Below are 20,858 nucleotides of genomic sequence, written 5' to 3' on the forward strand. Positions count from 1 at the left end.
TATATTGATTAAGAATTATTATTTTTGGCAATCATCAAAGTGGCGATATTTAACAGGCACAAATTTGAAAAACTCGTGGTTCATAAATCCAAAACATTAGCCTGGGCGATCGCACTTTTCAGCGGCATTTTGATGGCATTGACAACCGCACCAGTAAATGCTTGGCTATTGGCTTGGGTAGCATTAGCTCCGCTGTGGGTTTTGGTTGTCAGTTATCAAAAGCCAAAAATAGAACAACAAAAACAAAAATTTCTCTTTCTTCCTTCTTTCCTCAAAATCCATCCGTTACATCCGTTACAGAATCCGTTGCCGAACTTCCTTCTTCCTTCACTGTGGGGAATTGGCTATCACGGATTAGCCTTATCTTGGATTATGGGAATTCACCCGATGACTTGGTTGGGAGTTCCTTGGTGGCCGAGTTTGGCGATCGCACTTTTTTGCTGGGCATTCATCACCCTCTGGGGAGCCGCCTTAGTCGCCGTTTGGGCGTGGCTATTTGTAATTCTCAACTCCCTAACTTTACCCGGAAAAAATCCAAATCTTATTCTTAACTCCCCCCCTTTACAAGGGGGGGCTGGGGGGGGTAGCTCCGATCTTATTCTTCTTAACTCCCCCCCTTTACAAGGGGGGGCTGGGGGGGGTAGCTCTAAATTTTCAGCATTAACTCGCGTTTTAATTGGCACAGCTTTGTGGTGTGCCTTAGAAAGTATTTGGAGTACAGGTTCGCTGTGGTGGACATCACTATCTTACACGCAAAGCCCGCACAATTTAGCAATATTGCACCTCGGTCAACTCTCCGGGCCCAGCGCAGTAACAGCCGCTATTGTAGCAGTAAATGGCTTAATCGCAGAAGCTTTTATTGAAGGAAGAAGGAAGAAGGAAGAAGGAAGTTCGGCAACGGATTGTGTAACGGATGTAACTGATGTAACTGATGGATGGAAGCAGGAGAGAGTCCGAGGTAAGAAGGGAGAAGTCCGAGGGAAGAAGTCGGTTGCTTATATTTTGCCTGCGGGTTTATTTTTAGTTTTGCATATTGCAGGCTGGAGTTTGTACAATCGGCCTTTAATTCAAGAGGCGGGAACATCATTAAAAATTGGCATCATTCAAGGCAATATTCCCAACCAGATTAAGTTTGACTCAGGGGGGTGGCGGCGCGCTTTGGAAGGTTACACGGCTGGGTACAAACAGTTAGCAGACAGGAAAGTCGATGCTGTGTTAATTCCAGAGACAGCGTTGCCTTTTATCTGGACAAACGAGTATCAGCGTTCTACTCTTTCCTTTTACCAAGCTATTCTCGAACGCGGCGTTGTGGCTTGGGTTGGAGGATTCGGACAGCAAGAGAATAGTATCACTAATAGCTTATTGGCGATCGATCGCACTGGAGAAATTGTCGGTCGCTACGATAAACTCAAGCTAGTGCCTTTAGGCGAATATATCCCTTTTTATGAAATCTTAGGCGGGATTATTAATCGGCTTTCTCCCTTAGATGCTCATTTAGTACCAGGCAATTCTAAACAATTGTTTGATACGCCGTTTGGCCGCGCCATTGTCGGAATTTGTTACGATTCGGCCTTTGCTGAAATCTTCCGATATCAGGCGGCGAATGGAGGCGAATTTATGATCACCGCTTCCAACAATGCCCATTACAAACCGCCCATGTTGGCTCAACATCATGCTCTAGATGTGATGCGGGCAATTGAAACTGATAGATGGGCAGTTATCGCAACTAATACCGGTTACTCTGCTTTTGTAAATCCTCGCGGCGAGACGGTTTGGAAGTCTGGGATTAATACCTATGAAGTCCGAGATACTACTATTTATCGGCGGCAAACTCGGACTTTGTACGTGCGGTGGGGAGATTGGCTGACACCTGTATTGTTAGTATGGGCTGGGTTAATGCTGTTTATTGTTAAAAAAAATTAATCCGAAGCTTTGAGATTTTAGATTTTATGTACCAATCTAAAATCTCAAATCTCAAATCTCAAATCGAATGACTCTACTTATCTTTCACGTGTTCATGAACGCTAGGAGATAAAGAAATTAAATCGTCGATATTGCGCTGCATGGCAGCACAAATATTGTCCAAAGGCAAATCATTGTCATCGTGCCCGAAGGGATTTTCTATTTCAATGCCGATTTCTTCGATGCCGAACAAAGTAAAACTAATTAAAGCCACAACTAAGCCGGTTCCCCAACTCAAATCTTTCACCATTTGAAAGGGCAGTGCCAAACAGTAAAGCAACAATAGTTGTTTCAGGTGAATCGCGTAAGCCAAAGGGATAGGGGTCTTCAAAATTCGCTCGCAGCCGCCTAATACATCTATCATAGAGTTGATCAACTCCTTCATAGCAGTTAACTGATAGACATCAACGCAATTGCCCTCGTACTGTTCGTGCAAGTAATCCTCAATCCAAAAGGCAATCTCTAGGGGCGGATTGTTCATCGACTTGAGCTTTTGGTACTGCGATGGGGACATCAAATGCTCCAATTCTGAATTTACTAATTCTTGGCGCAAGTGCAGTTTCAGGGCTACTGCAAAGGCAGGTAAGAGGCGCAGGACTGACTTTTTGATTACGATATCCTGCGGGTCTTTTTCCTCGATTGCTACCCAGATTTGGCGCGCCAAATTGCGGACGTTGTTGACTAAAGTTCCCCACATTTTTCGACCGTCCCAAAATCTTTCGTAGGCTGTATTTGTCCGAAAAACCAACAGTAGACCCAGGACAATACTGGGTACAATACTCGACAAAATTGGTAAGGAAACCGGCCACTTAAAAAAGTGCAGCAGGGAAATAAGAACTCCAAAGCCGCCGCACAGCAAAACGCGGGGCAAAATTGAGGGAATGACAGACCCCCGAACCTGTAATGCAATTTTAAACCAAGGTGGTCGATCGCCACTCATGCAAGTCTCCTCATTAAATTAGTAGTCTGCGCCCTAGGGCGGGCAGCGCAAATGCCTGCTACATTTAGTTCTGCAGCTCCCGCTAGTCAATTTGAGATTCGAGATTTTAGATTGACTCCACAGATAAATCTGGGGGGTTTGAACTTTGGTCTAAAATTTTTTGGTTTCCACGACTGCTAGCAGGGCTTATATCCCTATGTGGGTGCGGTGAGATCTTCCCAAAAAAGCTTTCCTACAAACAACCTTTGGATTTTACCCAAAAAACTCATCAGCATCAATCTAAAATCTAAAATCTAAAATCTAAAATCTAAAATTGATGGACGGATGCACTTAATTAGGTAAGATTAATTATGTATATTTAAACCTCAGCTTCCGTGCAAGAGCTACCGACATCTGTGCCCCCGCATTTTCACCGATTGCCAAACCAACGGTGGCAAATTTATTCGCCTCAACCACAGCAAGCCGAACAGTTTGCCACTGAAATCGGTTTGTCGCCCTTGCTGGCACAGGTACTGATTAACCGGGGCATCGATTCTGTTAAAGAAGTGCAAGGGTTTATCGAACCGGAATCTCTGGTTTTGCCCGCGCCAATGGATGAGTTTCCAGATTTGGCTGCGAGTGTCAAATTGTTGCGGGAGGCGATTTCGGGAGGGCAAAAAATTGCGATTTGCGGCGACTACGATGCTGACGGGATGACGAGCACGGCTTTGTTGCTGCGAGCTCTCAGGGTTCTGGGGGCGAATGTGGATTATGCTATTCCCAGCCGGATGCGAGAAGGTTATGGGATTAACGATCGCATTGTAGAAGAATTTCACTCGGAAGGTGTCGCTCTCATTCTCACGGTTGACAACGGAATTGCAGCCTACGGCCCGGTTGCTAGAGCGCGAGAACTCGGTGTTAAAGTTATTATTACAGACCACCATGATTTGCCACCAAAACTGCCGCCGGCAGATGCTATTCTCAACCCGAAATTAATCGCGGAATCTTCGCCTTATCGCGGTTTAGCTGGCGTAGGCGTTGCTTATGTTTTGGCTATTACTTTGGCTCAGGATATGCAGAAAGTTGGGGGGTTGGTAAATCCCCTGCTGGAGTTATTCACGTTGGGAACTATTGCGGATTTAGCGCCTTTGACTGGGGTTAATCGGCGCTGGGTAAAGCGTGGTTTGCGGCTGTTACCTCACTCGCAATTGGCCGGTATTCAGGCTTTGATTCAGGTGGCTGGAGTGCAGCCGGGAAGTGCCGAAAGTTCATCTATTCTTAACTCAAAACTCAAGGGCGGGCACGGGGGCACCGCCCCTACTCAAAATTCCTTAAAGCCTGAAGATATTGGTTTTAGGCTTGGGCCCCGGATTAATGCTGTGGGGCGGCTGGCTGACCCTCAAATTGTGATAGAGTTGCTGACTACGGACGATCGCGAATTGGCTCTTAAAAACGCGATGCAGTGCGAACAAATCAATCAGCGTAGGCAGGAGTTGTGCCAGGAAATTGAGCAGGAAGCCATCGCTTGGTGCGAGAAAAGTGAGCTAGACTTGCAGCAAGAACGAGTTTTAGTTGTCGTGCAACCGGGTTGGCACCACGGGGTGATCGGGATTGTAGCTTCTCGGTTGGTGGAACGCTACGGCGTACCTGTGTTTATTGGTACTTTTGAGGATGAGGGCGGGCACGGGGGCACCGCCCCTACAACCTCATCCTCCTCCGTGCCCCCGTGCCCGCCCGCTAAAATTGTCCGGGGTTCGGCGAGGGGAATTCCTGAGTTTAATGTATTTGACGGGCTGAATTTTTGCGCGGATTTATTAACTAAATTTGGCGGACACAAAGCGGCTGGCGGTTTTTCTATGCCTGCTGATAACCTCGAAGAATTCCGCAATCAACTGTCAATTTTTGCCAATCAATGTTTGCAGCCGGAACACCTAAAACCGCTGGTTTCAGTAGATGTGCAGGCAAATTTGGCAGAGATAAATCTCGACCTTTACCGACAAATTGATGCTCTAGAACCTTGCGGCATTGAAAATAAGGCTCCTGTATTTTGGACGCCTAATGTTTGCATAACTGAACAGAAAATTGTTGGTAAAGGAGGTCACGTTAAACTAACTGCAACTCAAGATGGAAATGTATCGGCTAGTGTGAAGGCGATTGCTTGGCGTTGGGGGGAATATTTTCCTTTGCCTCGGCGGGTTGATATTGCTTACCGATTGCGGGAAAATAGTTTTAATGGCAAGACATCGGTTGAGTTAGAATTGTTGGGCGTTCGGCTGCCGGCAAATGCTGCTACTTCGAGGCTACCGAGGTTCGGAAAAGTTGAGTTTGATTATTGCGATCGCACTTATTCTTGCAGTCTATCTCCTGCAGGCTCGATCGAGGAATTGAGAATTCGCAACTCTCAAGGGCAAGTTTTGGCTGTTGCACCCGGACAAAACATCGGTTTATTAGGCAACTCCCGCAAAGATGCTAGAGAAGTCGATGTATCTCTACCTTTTTTTGAGAATTTGATTCAAACTGCTAAACACGCCCTAGGTATTTGATAACAAAGCTCGTGCTACTGGGAAAATTGGCGATCGAGCCTTGTGAATTTTGCATCATTTAAAACTCAAAACTCCCAACTATCGATCGCCGCCTAGCGTGCTATAATTACAGGTCGCCGCCTTTAGCTGCCAAGAGAAAAATCACGATCGGGCCAGAAAGCACGACGGCTGCGAGTAAAGCTACCTGAACAATGAGTTGGTAGTCTACACCACCCATACCACTGAAAAGATCGGTTATAAAGTCCATGTGTCCTCCTGACTGTAGTGATTAAGTCTAGATTGTTGAATTAGAAAATCCGCTTCTGATTTTACCGGGCGATCGACCATATTTTTTAAGGAACTTTACAAAATTCAACAAAATGTAAACTACGATCGACCTCTCAGTCACAGGAAACCAGGGACTTGATGCCCCTTCCTGGAAAGTCCCCCCAATCTAAAATCTAAAATCTAAAATCGAACCGCCCCTTCGGGATATCCGCCTCCGGCGCTGGCAATTGATATACTTGAAGAGCTCTAGTCTCCTAAAGTTTGGCATTTTCCACATAATGCTCCGAATCTAAAATCTAAAATCTAAAATCTAAAATCTAAAATCAAACTATGGCTACTTGGCGTTGCGTAAAGCAGTGCGGTGCTTGTTGTTACCTCGACCCAACAGAGCGCCCAGACTTAGACGAGTATTTATCTGAAGACGAATTAGCGCTCTATTTGAGCTTAGTCGGAGATGACGGTTGGTGTATTAATTTTGACAGAGCGACGCGAGAATGCGGAATTTATGCCGATCGACCGCGCTTTTGTCGGGTAGACTCAGAGGTGTTTGAGGAAATGTACGGCGTTGAGCCGACTGAATTGAACGATTTCGCGATCGAGTGCTGCTTGGAGCACATTGAAGATCTTTATGGCGATCGATCTTTGGAAATGATCCGCTTTAACTCTGAAGTCGGAATTCTCGCCTTACCTGACGGTGTTGCATAATTGCGGGATGATTTTGATTGTTTTGTCGGATGGGATCTCGTAGCCCGAAGGCGTGTATTTTCACAGCAGGCGGGACACCCCACAACCATCCTCCTCAAATTGTGCAACGCCTACCTGACAACAACTAACAATCTCCTGGTTTCTCACCGGGAGAGTGTCAAAATAAACAAATCAAGGAAATATCGCGCAGTTGAGTTGAGCTATGAGTAATCGAGAGGGTTTTACAGGGGGATTTATTGCCGGAGCTGCTGTTGGTGGCTTGGTGGGTGCAGTTTTAGGCGCGGTGCTGTCGCGGCGCGCTGCTGAAGCTTTGCTGAGTGAACCTTCAGACGCAAAAACCAGAAAAATCCGCCAGAGGAAAGCCAGCCAACTCGAAGCCGACGGGATGGAAGTAGCAAGGCTGAGTTTAGAAGATAAAATTGCCCAGCTAAATCAGGCAATAGATGACGTGCGGCTGCAACTCGGCGACGTAAACGGCAACGCGCAGCAGCACAACAGCGAGGGTTCGATCGCCCAAGACTCCTGAATCCATTTAAAATTTTAGATTAGTCTGGCAGATCAATGGGGGCTACTAACATCTTGCGCTATTCTCAACAACTGGCTTTTGGGCCTGTGGCACAAACAGTGAATTTTATTGTGGGGAGTAGGGGTTGAGTATCCTATCCTGCCCGCCCGTAAACAGCCTGATGCTCCCCCTCTCCCCCAGGGCGGTTTCATTATCAGAAAAACCAAGATTTTGTAGGGGCGGTGCCAAGAGTCCCCGCCCTGGCCCATAGACGAGCGCATCGGGGTTTCAGATATAGGGGCTCTTCACGAGGGATTGCCCCTACAAGAGAATGAAACAGCCCTGCCCTCTCCCCCTCTCTCTGCCCCAGCTATGCTAAACTCACAGTTAAAGTGTCTGTAAACTTTACTCAAACTAGAAGCAAAATTTATGAGTTCTTCAATAGGCCTTTTGGCAACCACGCTGTCCACATTTCTGCAAATCTATGTAGCCCTGATGATTATTCGGGTGCTGTTAAGCTGGTTCCCTAACATCAATTGGTACGACCCCCCGTTTTCAATTTTGAGTCAGTTAACAGATCCTTACCTCAATCTATTCCGCTCGATTATCCCCCCCTTGGGAGGGATTGACTTTTCGCCACTGATTGCATTTTTTGTACTGCAGTTCGGCTCGGAATTCTTGATCGGTCTTTTGACCAGCTTGCAAACATCCTTGTAGTTTGAAAAGCTTAAGTTTTTAAGCATCGAGCGTAAATTGTTTTGCCGACCTAGCTGCCGACAACTAAATTTTAGATTTGACATTTTTAGATAAACTCCCCGGTTGAAAAGCTGGGGAGTTAGTCTTACATTAGAAAGGAGAAATTGCCACCCACTCAACAATCTCAAATCTCAAATCTCAAATCTCAAACTGCCTCGCGGTTTCTCACCAGCTAACCCAAAATCTCTTTCTCAGCCATCTAAAATCTCCAAGAGTTTCGTTAACGGCGAACCACGCCAGTAAAACCTGTAGCTTTAAATTGCTTGAGCTTCAAAGGTGTTCGTTGATTTGCTGCAACGGAAATTCTGAGCTGAAAATCGCTAACTCCGGGAGGAACTTCTTCTATAGAACCCAAGCGAGTCCGGTTTTGCATCACCGGATTGTCGTCAGCATCATAAATGCGGCCGAAAATATCGGCATTGACAACTGGTTTGCCCGTGCTATTTTCAGCTTTCCCAGTAATCAAAAAGCAGTTAGCTTCCATAGAACTTCCACTGGTGACTGTTCCTTCTCCCATTTCGGCAGGACATTCGCGATAAGAAAGGTCGGAAAGTTTAATCTGCGTCAGAGCCCAAGCAGGTGGAGTGAATACCAAACTAAAAATTCCGATTAGGCAAGTAGCAAAAAAAAGGCTGATAGCTCGAAATTTCATAAATTGCAGCGCAAGTATATTTTAATCCTCAGCTTAGCGCGAATTGGGCCTCAAATTCCTACTTATAGGAATTCTGAAAACTACAGCTACTTTTTGAAGAAATGGCATTAATCTAGACCTAAATGCTGTCGCAAGGCTTGGCGCATCACATCGACTGGGACAGATTCTTTATCCAGCCAAATTTTTAAGGCGGCTGCTCCTTGTTGAACTAGCATTTCGAGTCCGTCAATAGCTCGCGCTCCCCGAAGCTGTGCATCTTTGAGAAACTGGGTAGGATTAGGGGTGTAAATTAAATCATAGACGATCGCACCTGCTGAAATTCGATCGAGCTCACCAGCCGCAACCGGCGACTTTTCCCCCTGCGGATACATCCCCACAGGCGTCGTGTTCACAAGCAAATCTGCCTGCGAGATTAACATTGACAAATTATCCCAAGTATGCACCTGCAAATTCTGCACGGGCATCGGAGAATTGACCCAACTCTGCTGAAATTCCGCTAAATTTTGTTCGTTGCGGCCGATAACGTGAATCTCTGCACATCCCAATTGAGCGCATCCAGCCACAACAGCTCTCGCCGCCCCGCCATTCCCCAAAATTACCGCTACTTTCTGACTCCAATCGGAACCCCCCCTAGCCCCCCCTTGGTAAGGGGGGGGACAGGATTCGACAGCCCCCCCTTGGTAAGGGGGGGGACAGGATTCGACAGCCGTATTGCCCGTTTCTAAGCCAGAGGTCGCGTCTTTAGCCCCCCCTTGGTAAGGGGGGGTTGGGGGGGTTTGCAGCGGCGCGAGAAAGCCTTCAACGTCAGTATTTGTGCCGCACCAACCTTTGTCAGTTAGGTATACGGTATTGACTGCGCCGATCGATCTGGCGATCGGGGAAACTTCCGACAGCAGCGGTAGGATTGCTTGTTTGTGCGGAATCGTGATGCTAAATCCCCGAACGCCGATCGCCGCAAATCCTGCAAGAGCAGCTTTTAAATCCCCTGGTTTTACCGGAAACGGCAAGTAAACAAAATCGACTCCCAAGTGGGAAATAGCAGCATTGTGCATCGCCGGCGACAGAGAATGTTCGACGGGATGACCAATTACTCCTAACAGTTTAGTAGTGCCTTTAATCATTTTTGTTAGTTGACTGTTGACTGTTGACTGTTGACTGTTAACTGTTGTTAGTTTTAATACCACATCCTGCTACAGTTGGGCCCTGATTCTTTAGTCAGCTAGGAGTGAACTTCGTTGGTTCAGAAGCGATTTTCCTCGCCGAGTGACTGTCAACCGTCAACTGTCAACTGTCAACTGTCAACTGTCAACTGTTTCCCGAAACTCTTTGGCGTCAGCCAAAATCGGATTGACATCAAACCAATAATCTTCGCCGTAACGGTATTCAAACACCCAGAGACTCCGCAGCAATATTTGGTATTTAGTTTCCCCGTTCACAGTTTTGGTAGCGGATACTTGGCGCAGCAATTTCCACTCATCGGGTTCGATCGCCAAAGTAAGCTGGTGGCGGCGCTGGATGATCACATTTTCCAAAGTTTCCCGCGACAGAGGAGGGTCTTGTTTCTGCAGACAGCCATACAGTAGTTGCAGCAAATTGCGGACATGACCGCCGCTGACTCGACACAGGCGATCGAGAGTTTCCGCAGAGTCGAAAACTTTGCCAACCAAAGCATAGCGCTGCGAAGGGTGCACTGTGGGAAAAGCCCGCGCCAGAACCATCTGCTGCAGCAATTCCACACCCTCAGAGCACTCAGAACCGTCGCTCAACTGCACCGGCACCATCGGCAAAACCTTCGGATCTACCCCAAATCGATTGGTCAACTGGCCCAAATCGTTAGAGAAAATCAGCACCAAAGGAATTGTATACACGACGTGGCAATTTAGTCTTGCCAACTGTTCGCCGCGATCGACAAACAGGTATTCCGGCTGCAGTCGCCCCGTCGGTTTCGCGCACAGGTGTATGCGATCGAGATTGTCGATAATTACTACAAGTCCTTGTTTCCCTTGGCGTTTTAGTTCTTGATTAGCCGGCTCCAACAACTCCTTATTCAGTGCATCTAAAATTACGTTAGTTCGCGGCTCCAAATATTGCCTCAACTCCGATCGCAGATTCGGAGCATCTTTCGCCTTAGCAGTAATTTTGCCAATTCCCAACGCCAGAGAAAATTCTCCCTCGGTGCTGGCATTTATTTCCCCAACACCAGGGACATTAGCTTCAGCACTCAAGTCTATTTGAGTTTGAAAAACATCAGCAACCCCTTTGAGCAAAGCTTTAAAACCCGTCGGTTGCAGCTTGATTTTCATTTTCTCAATGCTTTCGCTCACCTGACGAGCAACGCTCAACAAAATGTCAGTGATATCTACATCTGCCATGTCTAAGTCTTTACTCGACTCAAAATAAACAACATGAAATCCTTGTTGCTGCAATTGAGCTTGCAGCCGCAGCAATTCAGTTGATTTACCAGAGCCGATGTGACCGGTGAATAATTGACAGGTAGGTGCATCGGGGGACAGACGGCTGATGGTGCGCTCCAATTGTTCTACGATTGTGCCGCCCCGCACTGAAGAGAAATCGATATAGTATTGTCGGTCTTGTTGATTTGCTACTGCCAGGGTGTAGCTGGGATTGCAGGCGCTATAAAATTTCTGTAAATTTAGTTCCATACCCTGTTCCATCTTTCACAACATTATGCCCTAATACCTTATTCGTTTCGCTATGGTAATAATCAGCACTAATTATCAACTTATTTTGATGTTTTCTGGGACGCTCAATATCTTGATACCTCCCTAAACCATCACTCTGAAATTATACTTATTTTTTGCGTACTGGGAATCAATAGAATCAACTAATACCCCCAGAAATAAGTAATTTATATTCGTACAGCGAGCGCGACTTCATTGGCATCACAGACGAAAATTTGGCAGTAATGTTCTCGGATAAAAGTGGCTATTTGAGTACGGTTAACCGCAGAAAAAAAAACAGGTAGTAATTAGCTATCCCAAAACCAGATTTTTTTAATCATACCATCGCCATTTTCAGAGTAGGTTGGGTACGAGTGCCTCCACCCAACCTACTTTCTTACAGGATTTTGACTTAGACGCGAAGGTGTTGTTTAAGAAACCGGGTTTCTCGGTGCGATCTTTTTTTGGGATCTACTTATTTTTGATCAATTCTACCATTTTGTGACCGACACCTGCCGCCGAAGCGGGGTTTTGGCCTGTGACGAGCCTCTCGCTGACGACAACATGAGGCTGAAAATTAGGAACTTTCGTATAATTAGCGCCGCGTTCAATTAATTTCGACTCCAGCAAAAACGGCACTATTTCAGTCAGTCCCACAGCGGCTTCCTCTTCATTAGTAAAAGCAGCCACAGTCTTATTTGCAACCAGGTACTCACCATCCGACAACTTAAGATTAACTAACGCCGCCGGTCCGTGACAGACAGCACCGACAACGCCACCTGCTTCGTAAATAGCAGCACCAATCGCAGCAAGTTCCGGGTTATCCGCAAAATCCCACATTGTACCGTGTCCCCCAGCGTAGAAAATAGCGCCATATTCTGCGGGGTCAATTTCTCTAGGATGGAGAGTATTTTCCACTTGCGCCACCTGTCGCAAATCCTCTAAAAAAGCCCTATTTAGCGGGTCTTCTAAATCTACCCCAATCATTGGAGCTTTACCGCCTTTGGGGCTGACAAAATCTACCGTTAATCCAGCCTGAGTAAATGCGTCCCATGGATGCGTCACCTCTGGGAGATAAAAACCAGTTTCTTTACCAGTGTCGCCCAATGTACCGTGGCTGGTTAAAACAATCAGAACTTTTTGGCTAGTCATCGTCTATTCCTCTTACTATCAGGTGTGTTTGTGCCTGTTGTTCTGATCCTAGGTGGAATTTATCTAAAATACAAATTATAAAATTTTAGAGCTGGTATAAATCTATTTATGATTAACTTTGAATGGTATCGCAGCTCGATCGAGGTTTACCGCGTGGGAACCGTATCGGGGGCCGCCCAAGTTCTCCACCTTACGCAATCGGCTGTTAGCCAACAGGTCGCAGCAAGAGAGTCAGCTTTGGGAAATCCTTTGTTTCAAAGGACTCCGAGGCGGAGGGTTCCCACCGAAGCGGGACAAAGACTTTATACTCAAATTGCTGGTGCGATCGAGAAACTCGAATCAATTCCCCACAAAAACTCAACATCCCAAACTCCGCAAACAATCAGAATCGGTACGCCCCAAGAATTTTTCACAGAACGAATTCTCGATCGACTACCGCAGGACGATAGCACTTTTTACACCGTGCAATTTGGGTTGACAGCAGAGTTAGTCCAACAACTCAAAGCAGGAAAGCTAGACATTGTAATTGCTACTCAAAAAATCACTTTATCCGATATTGAATGTCAACTGCTATTCGAGGAAAATTTCTGGCTTATTGGGCCGCCAAATATTGCAAATCCTATTGCTGAAGGAACCAGCCAAGCTGATTTGAATCCACTCGCTCAATGGCTTCTAACCCAACCTTGGATTGCTTACAGCGAAGAATTGCCGATCGCCCGCCGCTTGTGGCGAGTGGTATTTGGCAGAAGAATTGACGTTCAGCCCAAACTAATTATTCCCGATTTAAGAGCAATTAGACAAGCCGTTGCATTGGGATTTGGCTTTAGCGTTCTTCCCGACTACTTGTGTGCAGATTGGGTGAAAGAAAATCGCTTGACACTTGTCCTCAAACCTGCACAGGCTGTTACCAATCGCATCTGGCTGGCTTTCCGAAAATCTGAAAGACAGTTGCCAAAAATCAAACGGATGTTAGAATTTTGCCAATTTCAATAATTCTAAATCGCCCGATCGCCAATTATCTCCAGCAGCCGCGAGGATTCGCTGCGAATTTCAGATCCTTCCTTTAAAAGTAGAGAATCAATTACTTCTCGATCCAATAAATCAACATAATTATCATCGAGTTGGCAGAGTTCAATAACCGCCAGCAAACCAGCCAGTCGCTCCTCATCGGAAGTACCTACAACCATTCTATTAATAGAAGTCAGTAAAACGCGATCTGGCGGTGAAATAGTTTCTACAAGTTCTGCCGCTGTCTGCCGCACGATCGAATGCTTGTCTCCCAGACATACAAACATCCACTCTAATAATACTTCGTCACCGTACCCAAATTCCTGATGTCGTAGCTTCCCTAATACTTCCAGGGCGATCGCCCTTACATCCCATTCCTTGTCAGCAAGCAAGCAACCCAGTAGAGGAGCAACAACGGGATTATCTAACTCTCCCAATTTTACAGTAGCATTGTATCTAACATCATTGCGTTCTGAGAGTGTATCAGCAGCAGCCTTTGCTACTTCCGAAGGCCATCTAAAAACATTTCGGATAGAATCTCCCAAGATTAAATCATCACCCCAGAAACTATTTTGAAAATTAGGCTGATGTTCTTCCGATAGAAAGTTTATGTGAGAACTTACTACTGATACACTTCCTGCGATCGTATTGCTAAAATCCGTTGGGCGATCTCCTTCATCAGAAAAACAGCCAATAAATTTTGTTTCATGTAAAGTTGCTCCTTGAAAAGATGTTCCATTCAAGCGACAACCAAAAAACTCACATCCCGATAAATCTAGTTTATCAAAGATACAACCTCTTAAATCGCAACAGATTAGAGAGTCATTCGGCTCGATCGCAAATGGATGCTGCTTGCTTTGCCAATCCATTCCTAAATAACGACTGCGCTTGCTGTCTAACTTAAGCATTACTTTATTTCCCCAATTGTTCTTTCCAAGGTTTTGCCCATCTGGGAATCTCCGGTTCATCGGGAGCGTGTCACTTTTGTGATGAGTAAAAATACTTAAGCAGCTTTTGGTGATTTACCAATTAAGTCATTTAAGTAAGCACATCGATGAGCCAATACCTGTCCAATATGTTCTGATTTCCAACTTGCTCCAGATATTTTAATTCGTCTAGCTATTTGCTTAATTCCTGATTCTACTGCGCCAGAGCCAATTGAACATATTTCATCTCTTTGGAAAGTTTCGTAATTAATAATTCTTTCTTTGTGCTTTTCTAAATATTTGCAAAAATTAACTGCTGTTTTTCTCTTTAACTCTGTAAATAGTGCTTTTGCACTTTTTACATTTCCTTTCCATAAATATGTTTCTGCTTGCTTCAATCGCTTAATTGAACCGCCTACTTTCTGAAGATTTTCCTTCAAATGATACCAGTCCCGAATTTCCCTTCTGTCCTGTTTACAACTAATTTCCTTGAATATATTCCATACACCATCATGTCCATCACCTAAACAATTTACTGGTTTTTCTAGTGGCTGTTGATTTGCCCAATTAATAATTATCTCATTTTTGTCAAAACTACCTACTATCCCTGCTTCTGACACAATTGCTTTATAATCTTTCCACTCCGATTTTTCTCCGAGTGGTGTGATTAATCGTGCTTTTCCACCGTCTACACTTAACTCGGCAATATCTGCTGTTGCAATGGGCTGCTCAAATTTTTGATAATGTACTAATCTTTGTTGTGTCTTCGCTGGAACCGTAATCCCTGTGATATATTCAATATCTTTCGCTGCATTTTGATAGGCAACATTAGCACTCAGTCTTAAACAACAGTTCTCTAAATGTGGACTCAATCTACTCCCACTCCCACACCCTAGTTTATCTGCTTGCTTTTGGGTGATGCTTAAATTACCTAATGTACTTTTTAATCTCTTTACCCTTCCTGCTTTTGTACCGCTAGCTGAGTAGATAAAAAAAATCCTATCTCTGGTGTCACATGAGTTAACACTTTATCTTTGACTGTTATTTCAATATCTTCTAATGTTTTCAAGGATTCAGGGTCACAATCAGCATAAAGAATTGCCGAAATAGCCTCCACATATGTTTTAATTGCCTGTTTTTGTTCGGGAGTCATGATTCATTCGCCACTAATTAAGACATCATTACTATTTTCGCCTATTTTGCTCAACAATAGCTCAAAGCTACTATTCTGCTTTTTCTGAGCATTTATACTTATTGCAAAAGTGACACGCTCCCGGTTCATCGCTGTTGCGGTAGTCTTCAGCCCATTTTAGCGCCTCTTCCATCTTGACAATTTCCTGCTCAATTTTTTCCTTTGCCTCAGAGGGCAACTTTGCTAAATGCCTCCGAAGTCCCTTAATATACTGCTGGCACTTTCCAGCGTGGAGGGTGCTATCTTTTAGCGACTGCGGTGGATTTCCTACGCCTCCTTCAAATTGTTCCTTCATTACCATGAAAGCACAACTTCCATCACCGTACTCTGCTCCCTCCCTGTAAAGGTCATTCATCACTTCCTGAGCTTTATCTACTGCTAGAGCTTCGGCACGCGGTAGCCAAGTCTCTCGATTTTGAATTAATTTAGCCTCTGAGGTTGTAGGGGTAGTCCTGAGTTTTTGCAGTGGATTTGATTGCTCGTTATTTCCCTTTGGATTCATCTGTTACTGGATTCCCAATTCCCGATCGCCCTCTACCAAAAATCCCCCGCTACAGCATTACCATAGCGAGGGATTTTTGTCAATCTACCAACTCAATTTTCTTGCAGTTTGTTGTTAGCTTCTGTCAGTAGCAGCTACTGGCTCAAAGCTTGGAACCACCAACTCACCATTCTGCTTAGTGAGTTGATTGTACAGCCTTTCGGTATTCGGGAAATTCGCAGCCGGTAGAGTCGGAAAGCGGCGGTAAGGAACAGTATCCTCACCAAAAGCCTCGGCATATTCAACGCTGTTCAACATCGCGTTGATAAAGCCCTTAATCCCTTTACTTGCCAAGATTTGGTTATAAGTCCGAATCTCCGCTTGATTGCGGGGAGCACGGCCCAAGAAGTGCTTCGTACCCAACTCAATCACCTTAGTATTGGGATAAGGTGCGTAGAACTGTTTGACGTACAGCGACGAGCAGCCCAAAGCCTCAATGAACTCCTTGAGATTGATTTCATTGTTGCCCAGTTTGCTTTCCAGCGCCGTGAATTCATTCTTCACAACGTAGGGGTTTAAATCGCGCTCAAAAATTTGACGGTAAGCAGCTTGAATTAAAGTTTTCAAAGCTACTTTGTCAGAAGTAGTCGTCAGCTTGAACACCTTAGTTTGTTCGCGCCGCTTGCTGACACCTTGAGCGAGGCTATTTTGTAACTCGAAATCGCCGCGATCGAGCGCAGTGCCGAGTTCGATAAACCGAGGAGTTTCAGGAGTCTTAGCTTGGACATTTTGCTCAGCGACGGAACCCGATCGCATCGTCCGCATCGACAAACCACCGGGAGTCACATAGCGCTCGTAGGGCACTGTATCTTCCCCGAAAGCTTCGTTGTACTCCATGCTGTCCATGATGCCATCGACCAGCGCGTAGAAACCCTTCTTGGCGCAAATGTCAAAGTAAGCGTTCATTTCCTGACGGCCGTAGGTAGGGCGTCCCAGGAGTCGGCGGTGAATGTACTCGATCGCCTTACAAACGTAGAGCTTGCTCCAGTACATATTGCGGAACACATCAGACTTCGCCAACATCCGAATAAACTCGCGCATCGGAATCTCGCCGTTTTCCAGCTTAATTTCCGCCACCTTTTGGCGCTGGCCGTCGAACACATCGCGACCAAACACTTGCAGGTAAGCTGCCCGAATCACCGCTTGAGTCGAACTTTCGGTAAATTTGACACTGGAAGCATTGCTGTAGCTGCTAGAGACACCGCGGGCAGTTTTCTTGGAAGCAACATAGTTGCTCGGTAACTGGTCTAATTTAAAGACCTTGGGGCCCAGAGAACCAGGAGCAGCACCGCGAGCCGCCGGATTGCTCAACTGATTGTCAATCCCCGCACCTTGACGGATCAGGATACGGCGAGTGTCTTTGCCGAAGGGAGCCGGACGGCTCTTGGGGTTGCGAGTTTCTTTCGGGAAAATCGCGCCAAACTGAATTTCTAAGGGGTCATTACCAACACCGTAAACGTGCTGGTCTGGCAGAGGCTGGTTGTAGCCGGCAAACAAGGTGATGAACTGAGGAACCTTGCGGAACGGAGCGCTGAAATTGAACAAATCAATTTGCGGGCCCCAGTTGCGACACTCCTGAGCTTCTTGGCCCAAACCGCGCAGGTAAGGCACTGTTTCTTCGCCGAAGTAGTCGGAATATTCCTGGGAATAAACCATCGCGTCTACGAGGGCTGGCAGGCCGCCTTTGCTGACGATCGCAAAATACTTGCTAAATTCCTCCCGCGAGCTCAAACCGCGGCCGAGGAAGTGGCGGGCGGCCAATTCTACAGCACGGCTGTTGACAAACGGCTCGTAGAATTGCTGGCGGTACAGAGGAGATTTGCCAAGGCGGCGAATAAACTCTTTCATCGAGATTTCGCCATTTTTGACCTTGGATTCCAAGTCAGAAATGCTTTGGCTGTATGCGCGGCTAATGTCGCGCTCGAATACTTGGCGGTAAGCTGCTTTGATTACTTCTAGCTTTTCGGCCGAAGACAGGCCGGTTTTCATGACGAATTTCGATCGTCGCTCGGCTGCGTTGAAGTAAATTTGAGGCAGTTGTAAGCCTTGCTGGTCGTTGCTTTCGCGCTGCCGCACCTTGTCTGAAGGTGTGGGAGCTTTGAATTCGGTAATTGCTACGTCGAAATACTGTCCGACGATCGCACTTGCCTCTGCATTGTTTCTGAAATATCCCAAAGATGCTGCCTTCATTTCCTGCATTGCCACAATTGTGGCCGCCGAAGAGCAAGCATTTTCGATGATTTCCCGCAATCCGCGCACGTTCACCGAAATAATGTTCGGGTCGCCAGCTACGATCGCGTAGGTGATGTAACGCAAAAACCAGCTCAAGTCCCGCAGAGATTTGGTCATGTTACCCGGGCCGTAGCGCGAGACATTGATCGGCTGAAATCCTGCTGGGATTGGGCCGCTGTAGCCGCCACCGTTGCCAGAAAATAGATTTCCTAGCCCCAAGAAACCGCCGCCACCGCCGTTGCCACCAGCGCGGCTTTCTACGTAGGTGACATTTCCCAGTTTCATGCCTTCAGAGACATTCGCCGTGCCGCCACGAGCCGCGCCTGCTACAGCCATCGCAGGTTCTTGTGGTCTTTCCAAAAATGCCAGCGGGGAACCGCCGGTAAAAATCCGGTTGGCTGCGCGGGATACTATCAGTTCCGAGTTTTGGGTCAGCGTCGCAGAGATATCGATCCGAAGAGCCCCGGAACTGAAATAACTTGCTAGTTCGCTGAGTTCGCCCCGCTGTAGAAAGCGGTCTTGCTGTTCTGCTTGCGAAATTGTTGCGACCGGTACAGTTTGATATAGTTGCGGACGCGCAACCGAGCTTCCACCACTTGCCTTTACAGTCATTAGACTCCTTAGCTCCCTATCTAAATCGTTGCAGCATTTAACCAGACTAACCTTGCCTTCTCATGCAGGTCTAAGTAGGTATTTTTGCTTTGTTTACTTTTTGCCTTTACCTGTCACGAGGTTCGGGCGCGCTTACTTTCTTAGATTAAAATGTTTTGGTTTCATCTTTCTGCCTGCGGGGAAATGTCCGATCCGAAGGCAGGCACGGGGTACTCCCTCCGCTGCGATCCGCCGGTATACCCGTGGAAAAAAAGACTCGGCAGGAGAGTTGCCGTTGGGCGATTGCAGCCAGTGCCTTGAATTAAAGGAAAAGAAAATCAAAAATTTTCTTCTGCCTGTTTCGGGGCTTTTGACTTTCTGCGGAAAGACGCCTCCGCTTTACTCGACAGTTCAGCGGTGGGCTATTGACAGTCCTTGTTTGTTAAAAAGCCTGTCGAGATTTATTGTATAGATTTAAGAGAGCTTATATGAGAAAAAATGATAAGTTTTATTACGCAGAAGCTGTCAGGGCTTGGCTACCAGGGGTTAGTCGATCGCCCGATCCCTCTCTCTTAGGCTTCCCAACTTGGCGAGACGCCACTTTGGTTGCCAGTAAGGAAGCAATAGAAGTGCATCGCGTCGCGCTGTTCGTCCGTAGCTACTGACAACCAATCTCCAAACTCACGCACAATTACCTCACCTATGGATACTACGCCTGATATCAGTGCTGCCGTGCGGCGGCTTTACGATACTTTCCCTTTTCCGCCCGATCCTTTGTCCGATGAACCGCCGCCAGGATACAACTGGCGCTGGAGTTGGCCTGATGCTTACAATTTTTGCACCGGCCAAAAGCCGCCAAAACTAGATGTTCGGATTTTAGATGCTGGCTGCGGCACTGGTTCGAGTACCGATTATCTGATTCACCTCAATCCTGAAGCTTCGGTGACGGCGATCGACCTGAGCGAGGGTGCTTTGAAGGTAGCACAAGAACGGTGTCGGCGATCCTCTTCGAGGGCTTCGCTAACGGGAGCGCGGGAAGTTGATTTTCGCCACCTCAGCCTGTACGATGCCGCCGAGTTAGAGGGCGAGTTCGATTTGATCAACTGCGTGGGCGTGCTGCACCACTTACCCGATCCGATCCGGGGCATTCAAGCGCTGGCGGCGAAGTTGGCGGCGGGCGGTGTGATGCACATTTTTGTGTATGCTGAGCTCGGACGCTGGGAAATTCAACTCATGCAAAGGGCGATCGCACTTCTCCAAGGCCCGCAAAAAGGTGACTATCCCGATGGTGTGAAAGTCGGTCGTCAAATCTTTGCTTCATTACCAGAAAACAACCGTCTTGTCAAGTACGAAAAACAGCGTTGGGCAGGAGAAAATCAGCGGGACGAATGTTTTGCTGATATGTACGTTCACCCGCAGGAAATTGACTACAATATTGAGACTTTGTTCGAGTTAATTGACGCTTCGGGATTGGAATTTATCGGTTTCTCAAATCCGGGATATTGGCAGTTAGAAAGACTTTTGGGGAAAGCGCCGGAATTGATAGAAAGAGCTCAGGGTTTGACGGAAAGAGAGCTTTATCGATTAATTGAATTGTTGGATACGGAAATCACTCATTACGAGTTTTTCTTGGGCAAAAAGCCTGTTAATAAAATTGATTGGTCGGACGATAAGGCACTTTTGGCGGCAATTCCAGAGTTGAGTGGTTGTATGCACGGTTGGCCGAGTCAACAAGTGTTTGATTGCAACTACCAATTGCTCAATTTGTCAAGTGCGGAATTTGAGTTTTTGCAAGGTTGTGTACCCCCCCCAGCCCCCCCTTGCCAAGGGGGGGAGAAAGAGGGAAGCCCGTCTGGCAAAAGCATAGGAGAGATTTTGGCGGATGTGGAGATGGGATTGGATGAAGTGCGATCGATCTTATCAAAACAGCTAATTTTGCTAACACCCGGTAAAATCTAAGGGCAGGCTCTCCGGCCCAACTCCTACTCCCCACAATCAAATTAGCTTTTTGTGGAACAGGCATCTTGCCTGTTCTTTGCTCGGAGTATAATTTCTGTTAAATTCCCAATTAATCAAGGTTTTACAGTTGGAGGATTAACAGCCGTAATTTGTGAATAACGAGCGAAATCAGCAATGTTAAAAGTTAGGATATGGGTTAAACCATGAACTAGCATAGCAGCAACTAGCCGCGCATCATGAACATTGACACCTATAATACCAATTTAA

Annotated in this window: 18 protein-coding genes; 8 read left to right on the forward strand and 10 right to left on the reverse strand. The window is 46.5% G+C overall.

From position 1 onward, the window contains the following. The first annotated feature begins 39 nt into the window (after nt 1-39). Complete coding sequence (lnt, locus tag QUB11_RS02945; protein ID WP_333202068.1) at nt 40-1,923, forward strand: apolipoprotein N-acyltransferase; 1,884 nt, start codon at nt 40-42, stop codon at nt 1,921-1,923. Between the two features lie 73 nt (nt 1,924-1,996). On the opposite strand, the gene QUB11_RS02950 is transcribed toward lnt, so the two are convergent. Beyond that, nucleotides 1,997-2,902: a bestrophin family ion channel gene (locus QUB11_RS02950; protein ID WP_333201964.1), complete on the reverse strand. Its 906-nt coding sequence runs from the start codon at nt 2,900-2,902 to the stop codon at nt 1,997-1,999. Nucleotides 2,903-3,276: 374 nt separating this feature from the next. On the opposite strand from QUB11_RS02950, the gene QUB11_RS02955 reads away from it, so the two are divergent. Then, the gene (locus QUB11_RS02955) at nt 3,277-5,424 is read left to right on the forward strand and encodes a DHH family phosphoesterase (protein ID WP_333201963.1); all 2,148 of its coding nucleotides are present in this window, start codon (nt 3,277-3,279) and stop codon (nt 5,422-5,424) included. A 106-nt stretch (nt 5,425-5,530) separates the two neighbouring features. Here the strand turns inward: QUB11_RS02955 and psb30 are convergent, their stop codons facing one another. Further along, nucleotides 5,531-5,671 carry a photosystem II reaction center protein Ycf12/Psb30 gene (gene psb30 / locus QUB11_RS02960; protein ID WP_333054512.1) on the reverse strand — a complete coding sequence of 47 codons (141 nt, stop codon included), beginning with the start codon at nt 5,669-5,671 and terminating at the stop codon, nt 5,531-5,533. 350 nt (nt 5,672-6,021) lie between these two features. On the opposite strand from psb30, the gene QUB11_RS02965 reads away from it, so the two are divergent. The 3 genes from QUB11_RS02965 (at nt 6,022) to QUB11_RS02975 (ending at nt 7,618) form a co-directional block, all read left to right on the forward strand. Next, nucleotides 6,022-6,396 (forward strand): YkgJ family cysteine cluster protein, encoded by a 375-nt coding sequence (locus QUB11_RS02965; protein WP_333201961.1) that lies wholly within the window; start codon nt 6,022-6,024, stop codon nt 6,394-6,396. Between the two features lie 202 nt (nt 6,397-6,598). Then, nucleotides 6,599-6,922 (forward strand): hypothetical protein, encoded by a 324-nt coding sequence (locus tag QUB11_RS02970; RefSeq protein ID WP_333201959.1) that lies wholly within the window; start codon nt 6,599-6,601, stop codon nt 6,920-6,922. Between the two features lie 408 nt (nt 6,923-7,330). Then, on the forward strand, nt 7,331-7,618 hold the full coding sequence (locus tag QUB11_RS02975) for a YggT family protein (protein WP_333102770.1): 288 nt from the start codon (nt 7,331-7,333) through the stop codon (nt 7,616-7,618). Nucleotides 7,619-7,877: 259 nt separating this feature from the next. On the opposite strand, the gene QUB11_RS02980 is transcribed toward QUB11_RS02975, so the two are convergent. The 4 genes from QUB11_RS02980 to QUB11_RS02995 all read right to left on the reverse strand — a co-directional run bounded on the left by QUB11_RS02980 (nt 7,878) and on the right by QUB11_RS02995 (nt 12,142). Then, on the reverse strand, nt 7,878-8,309 hold the full coding sequence (locus QUB11_RS02980) for a hypothetical protein (protein WP_015175619.1): 432 nt from the start codon (nt 8,307-8,309) through the stop codon (nt 7,878-7,880). Between the two features lie 107 nt (nt 8,310-8,416). Then, entirely contained in the window at nt 8,417-9,430 is a 1,014-nt protein-coding gene (locus QUB11_RS02985) for a shikimate dehydrogenase (RefSeq protein WP_333201957.1), read from the reverse strand. Between the two features lie 177 nt (nt 9,431-9,607). Continuing rightward, nucleotides 9,608-10,972, reverse strand: a complete 1,365-nt coding sequence (locus QUB11_RS02990; RefSeq protein WP_333201955.1) for a P-loop NTPase fold protein — start codon at nt 10,970-10,972, stop codon at nt 9,608-9,610. A 489-nt stretch (nt 10,973-11,461) separates the two neighbouring features. Next, entirely contained in the window at nt 11,462-12,142 is a 681-nt protein-coding gene (locus tag QUB11_RS02995) for a type 1 glutamine amidotransferase domain-containing protein (protein ID WP_333201953.1), read from the reverse strand. Nucleotides 12,143-12,250: 108 nt separating this feature from the next. Between QUB11_RS02995 and QUB11_RS03000 the strand changes: the two genes are divergently transcribed. Further along, entirely contained in the window at nt 12,251-13,135 is an 885-nt protein-coding gene (locus tag QUB11_RS03000) for a LysR family transcriptional regulator (RefSeq protein ID WP_333201951.1), read from the forward strand. A gap of 2 nt (nt 13,136-13,137) precedes the next feature. On the opposite strand, the gene QUB11_RS03005 is transcribed toward QUB11_RS03000, so the two are convergent. The 4 genes from QUB11_RS03005 to QUB11_RS03020 form a co-directional block, all read right to left on the reverse strand. Continuing rightward, a complete protein-coding gene (locus QUB11_RS03005) occupies nt 13,138-14,058 on the reverse strand; it encodes a HEAT repeat domain-containing protein (RefSeq protein ID WP_333201949.1) in 921 nt (306 codons plus the stop codon). Nucleotides 14,059-14,153: 95 nt separating this feature from the next. Continuing rightward, nucleotides 14,154-15,229, reverse strand: a protein-coding gene (locus tag QUB11_RS03010) for an ISKra4 family transposase (protein ID WP_333201947.1) whose coding sequence is annotated in 2 segments (ribosomal slippage) — nt 14,154-15,073 and nt 15,073-15,229 — 1,077 coding nt in all. Because the reading frame shifts where the segments join, the coding sequence is not laid out codon by codon here. A 70-nt stretch (nt 15,230-15,299) separates the two neighbouring features. Next, the gene (locus QUB11_RS03015) at nt 15,300-15,770 is read right to left on the reverse strand and encodes a hypothetical protein (RefSeq protein WP_333201945.1); all 471 of its coding nucleotides are present in this window, start codon (nt 15,768-15,770) and stop codon (nt 15,300-15,302) included. Between the two features lie 114 nt (nt 15,771-15,884). Next, complete coding sequence (locus tag QUB11_RS03020) at nt 15,885-18,653, reverse strand: phycobilisome rod-core linker polypeptide (RefSeq protein WP_333389691.1); 2,769 nt, start codon at nt 18,651-18,653, stop codon at nt 15,885-15,887. A gap of 467 nt (nt 18,654-19,120) precedes the next feature. Here QUB11_RS03020 and QUB11_RS03025 point away from each other — a divergent pair, with 467 nt between their 5' ends. Together QUB11_RS03025 and QUB11_RS03030 are read left to right on the forward strand one after the other, a co-directional pair. Then, nucleotides 19,121-19,297, forward strand: coding sequence for a hypothetical protein (locus tag QUB11_RS03025; protein ID WP_333318896.1), 177 nt, complete (start codon nt 19,121-19,123; stop codon nt 19,295-19,297). A gap of 37 nt (nt 19,298-19,334) precedes the next feature. Continuing rightward, nucleotides 19,335-20,591 (forward strand): class I SAM-dependent methyltransferase, encoded by a 1,257-nt coding sequence (locus QUB11_RS03030; protein ID WP_333389694.1) that lies wholly within the window; start codon nt 19,335-19,337, stop codon nt 20,589-20,591. The last annotated feature ends 267 nt before the right edge of the window (nt 20,592-20,858 follow it).

Origin of the sequence: Microcoleus sp. B6-A1 (assembly GCF_036705085.1) — a bacterium.
Classification (GTDB): domain Bacteria; phylum Cyanobacteriota; class Cyanobacteriia; order Cyanobacteriales; family Microcoleaceae; genus Microcoleus.

Excerpts from the sequence above, each read along its gene's own strand:
- QUB11_RS02950 (WP_333201964.1), bottom strand. The coding sequence starts at position 2,902 with ATGAGTGGCGATCGACCACCTTGGTTTAAAATTGCATTACAGGTTCGG.
- QUB11_RS02985 (WP_333201957.1), bottom strand. The coding sequence starts at position 9,430 with ATGATTAAAGGCACTACTAAACTGTTAGGAGTAATTGGTCATCCCGTC.
- QUB11_RS03025 (WP_333318896.1), top strand. The coding sequence starts at position 19,121 with ATGAGAAAAAATGATAAGTTTTATTACGCAGAAGCTGTCAGGGCTTGG.
- QUB11_RS02995 (WP_333201953.1), bottom strand. The coding sequence starts at position 12,142 with ATGACTAGCCAAAAAGTTCTGATTGTTTTAACCAGCCACGGTACATTG.
- QUB11_RS03030 (WP_333389694.1), top strand. The coding sequence starts at position 19,335 with ATGGATACTACGCCTGATATCAGTGCTGCCGTGCGGCGGCTTTACGAT.
- QUB11_RS03020 (WP_333389691.1), bottom strand. The coding sequence starts at position 18,653 with ATGACTGTAAAGGCAAGTGGTGGAAGCTCGGTTGCGCGTCCGCAACTA.
- QUB11_RS02965 (WP_333201961.1), top strand. The coding sequence starts at position 6,022 with ATGGCTACTTGGCGTTGCGTAAAGCAGTGCGGTGCTTGTTGTTACCTC.
- QUB11_RS03000 (WP_333201951.1), top strand. The coding sequence starts at position 12,251 with ATGATTAACTTTGAATGGTATCGCAGCTCGATCGAGGTTTACCGCGTG.
- psb30 (WP_333054512.1), bottom strand. The coding sequence starts at position 5,671 with ATGGACTTTATAACCGATCTTTTCAGTGGTATGGGTGGTGTAGACTAC.
- QUB11_RS02970 (WP_333201959.1), top strand. The coding sequence starts at position 6,599 with ATGAGTAATCGAGAGGGTTTTACAGGGGGATTTATTGCCGGAGCTGCT.
- QUB11_RS03015 (WP_333201945.1), bottom strand. The coding sequence starts at position 15,770 with ATGAATCCAAAGGGAAATAACGAGCAATCAAATCCACTGCAAAAACTC.
- QUB11_RS03005 (WP_333201949.1), bottom strand. The coding sequence starts at position 14,058 with ATGCTTAAGTTAGACAGCAAGCGCAGTCGTTATTTAGGAATGGATTGG.
- QUB11_RS02980 (WP_015175619.1), bottom strand. The coding sequence starts at position 8,309 with ATGAAATTTCGAGCTATCAGCCTTTTTTTTGCTACTTGCCTAATCGGA.
- QUB11_RS02990 (WP_333201955.1), bottom strand. The coding sequence starts at position 10,972 with ATGGAACTAAATTTACAGAAATTTTATAGCGCCTGCAATCCCAGCTAC.
- QUB11_RS02975 (WP_333102770.1), top strand. The coding sequence starts at position 7,331 with ATGAGTTCTTCAATAGGCCTTTTGGCAACCACGCTGTCCACATTTCTG.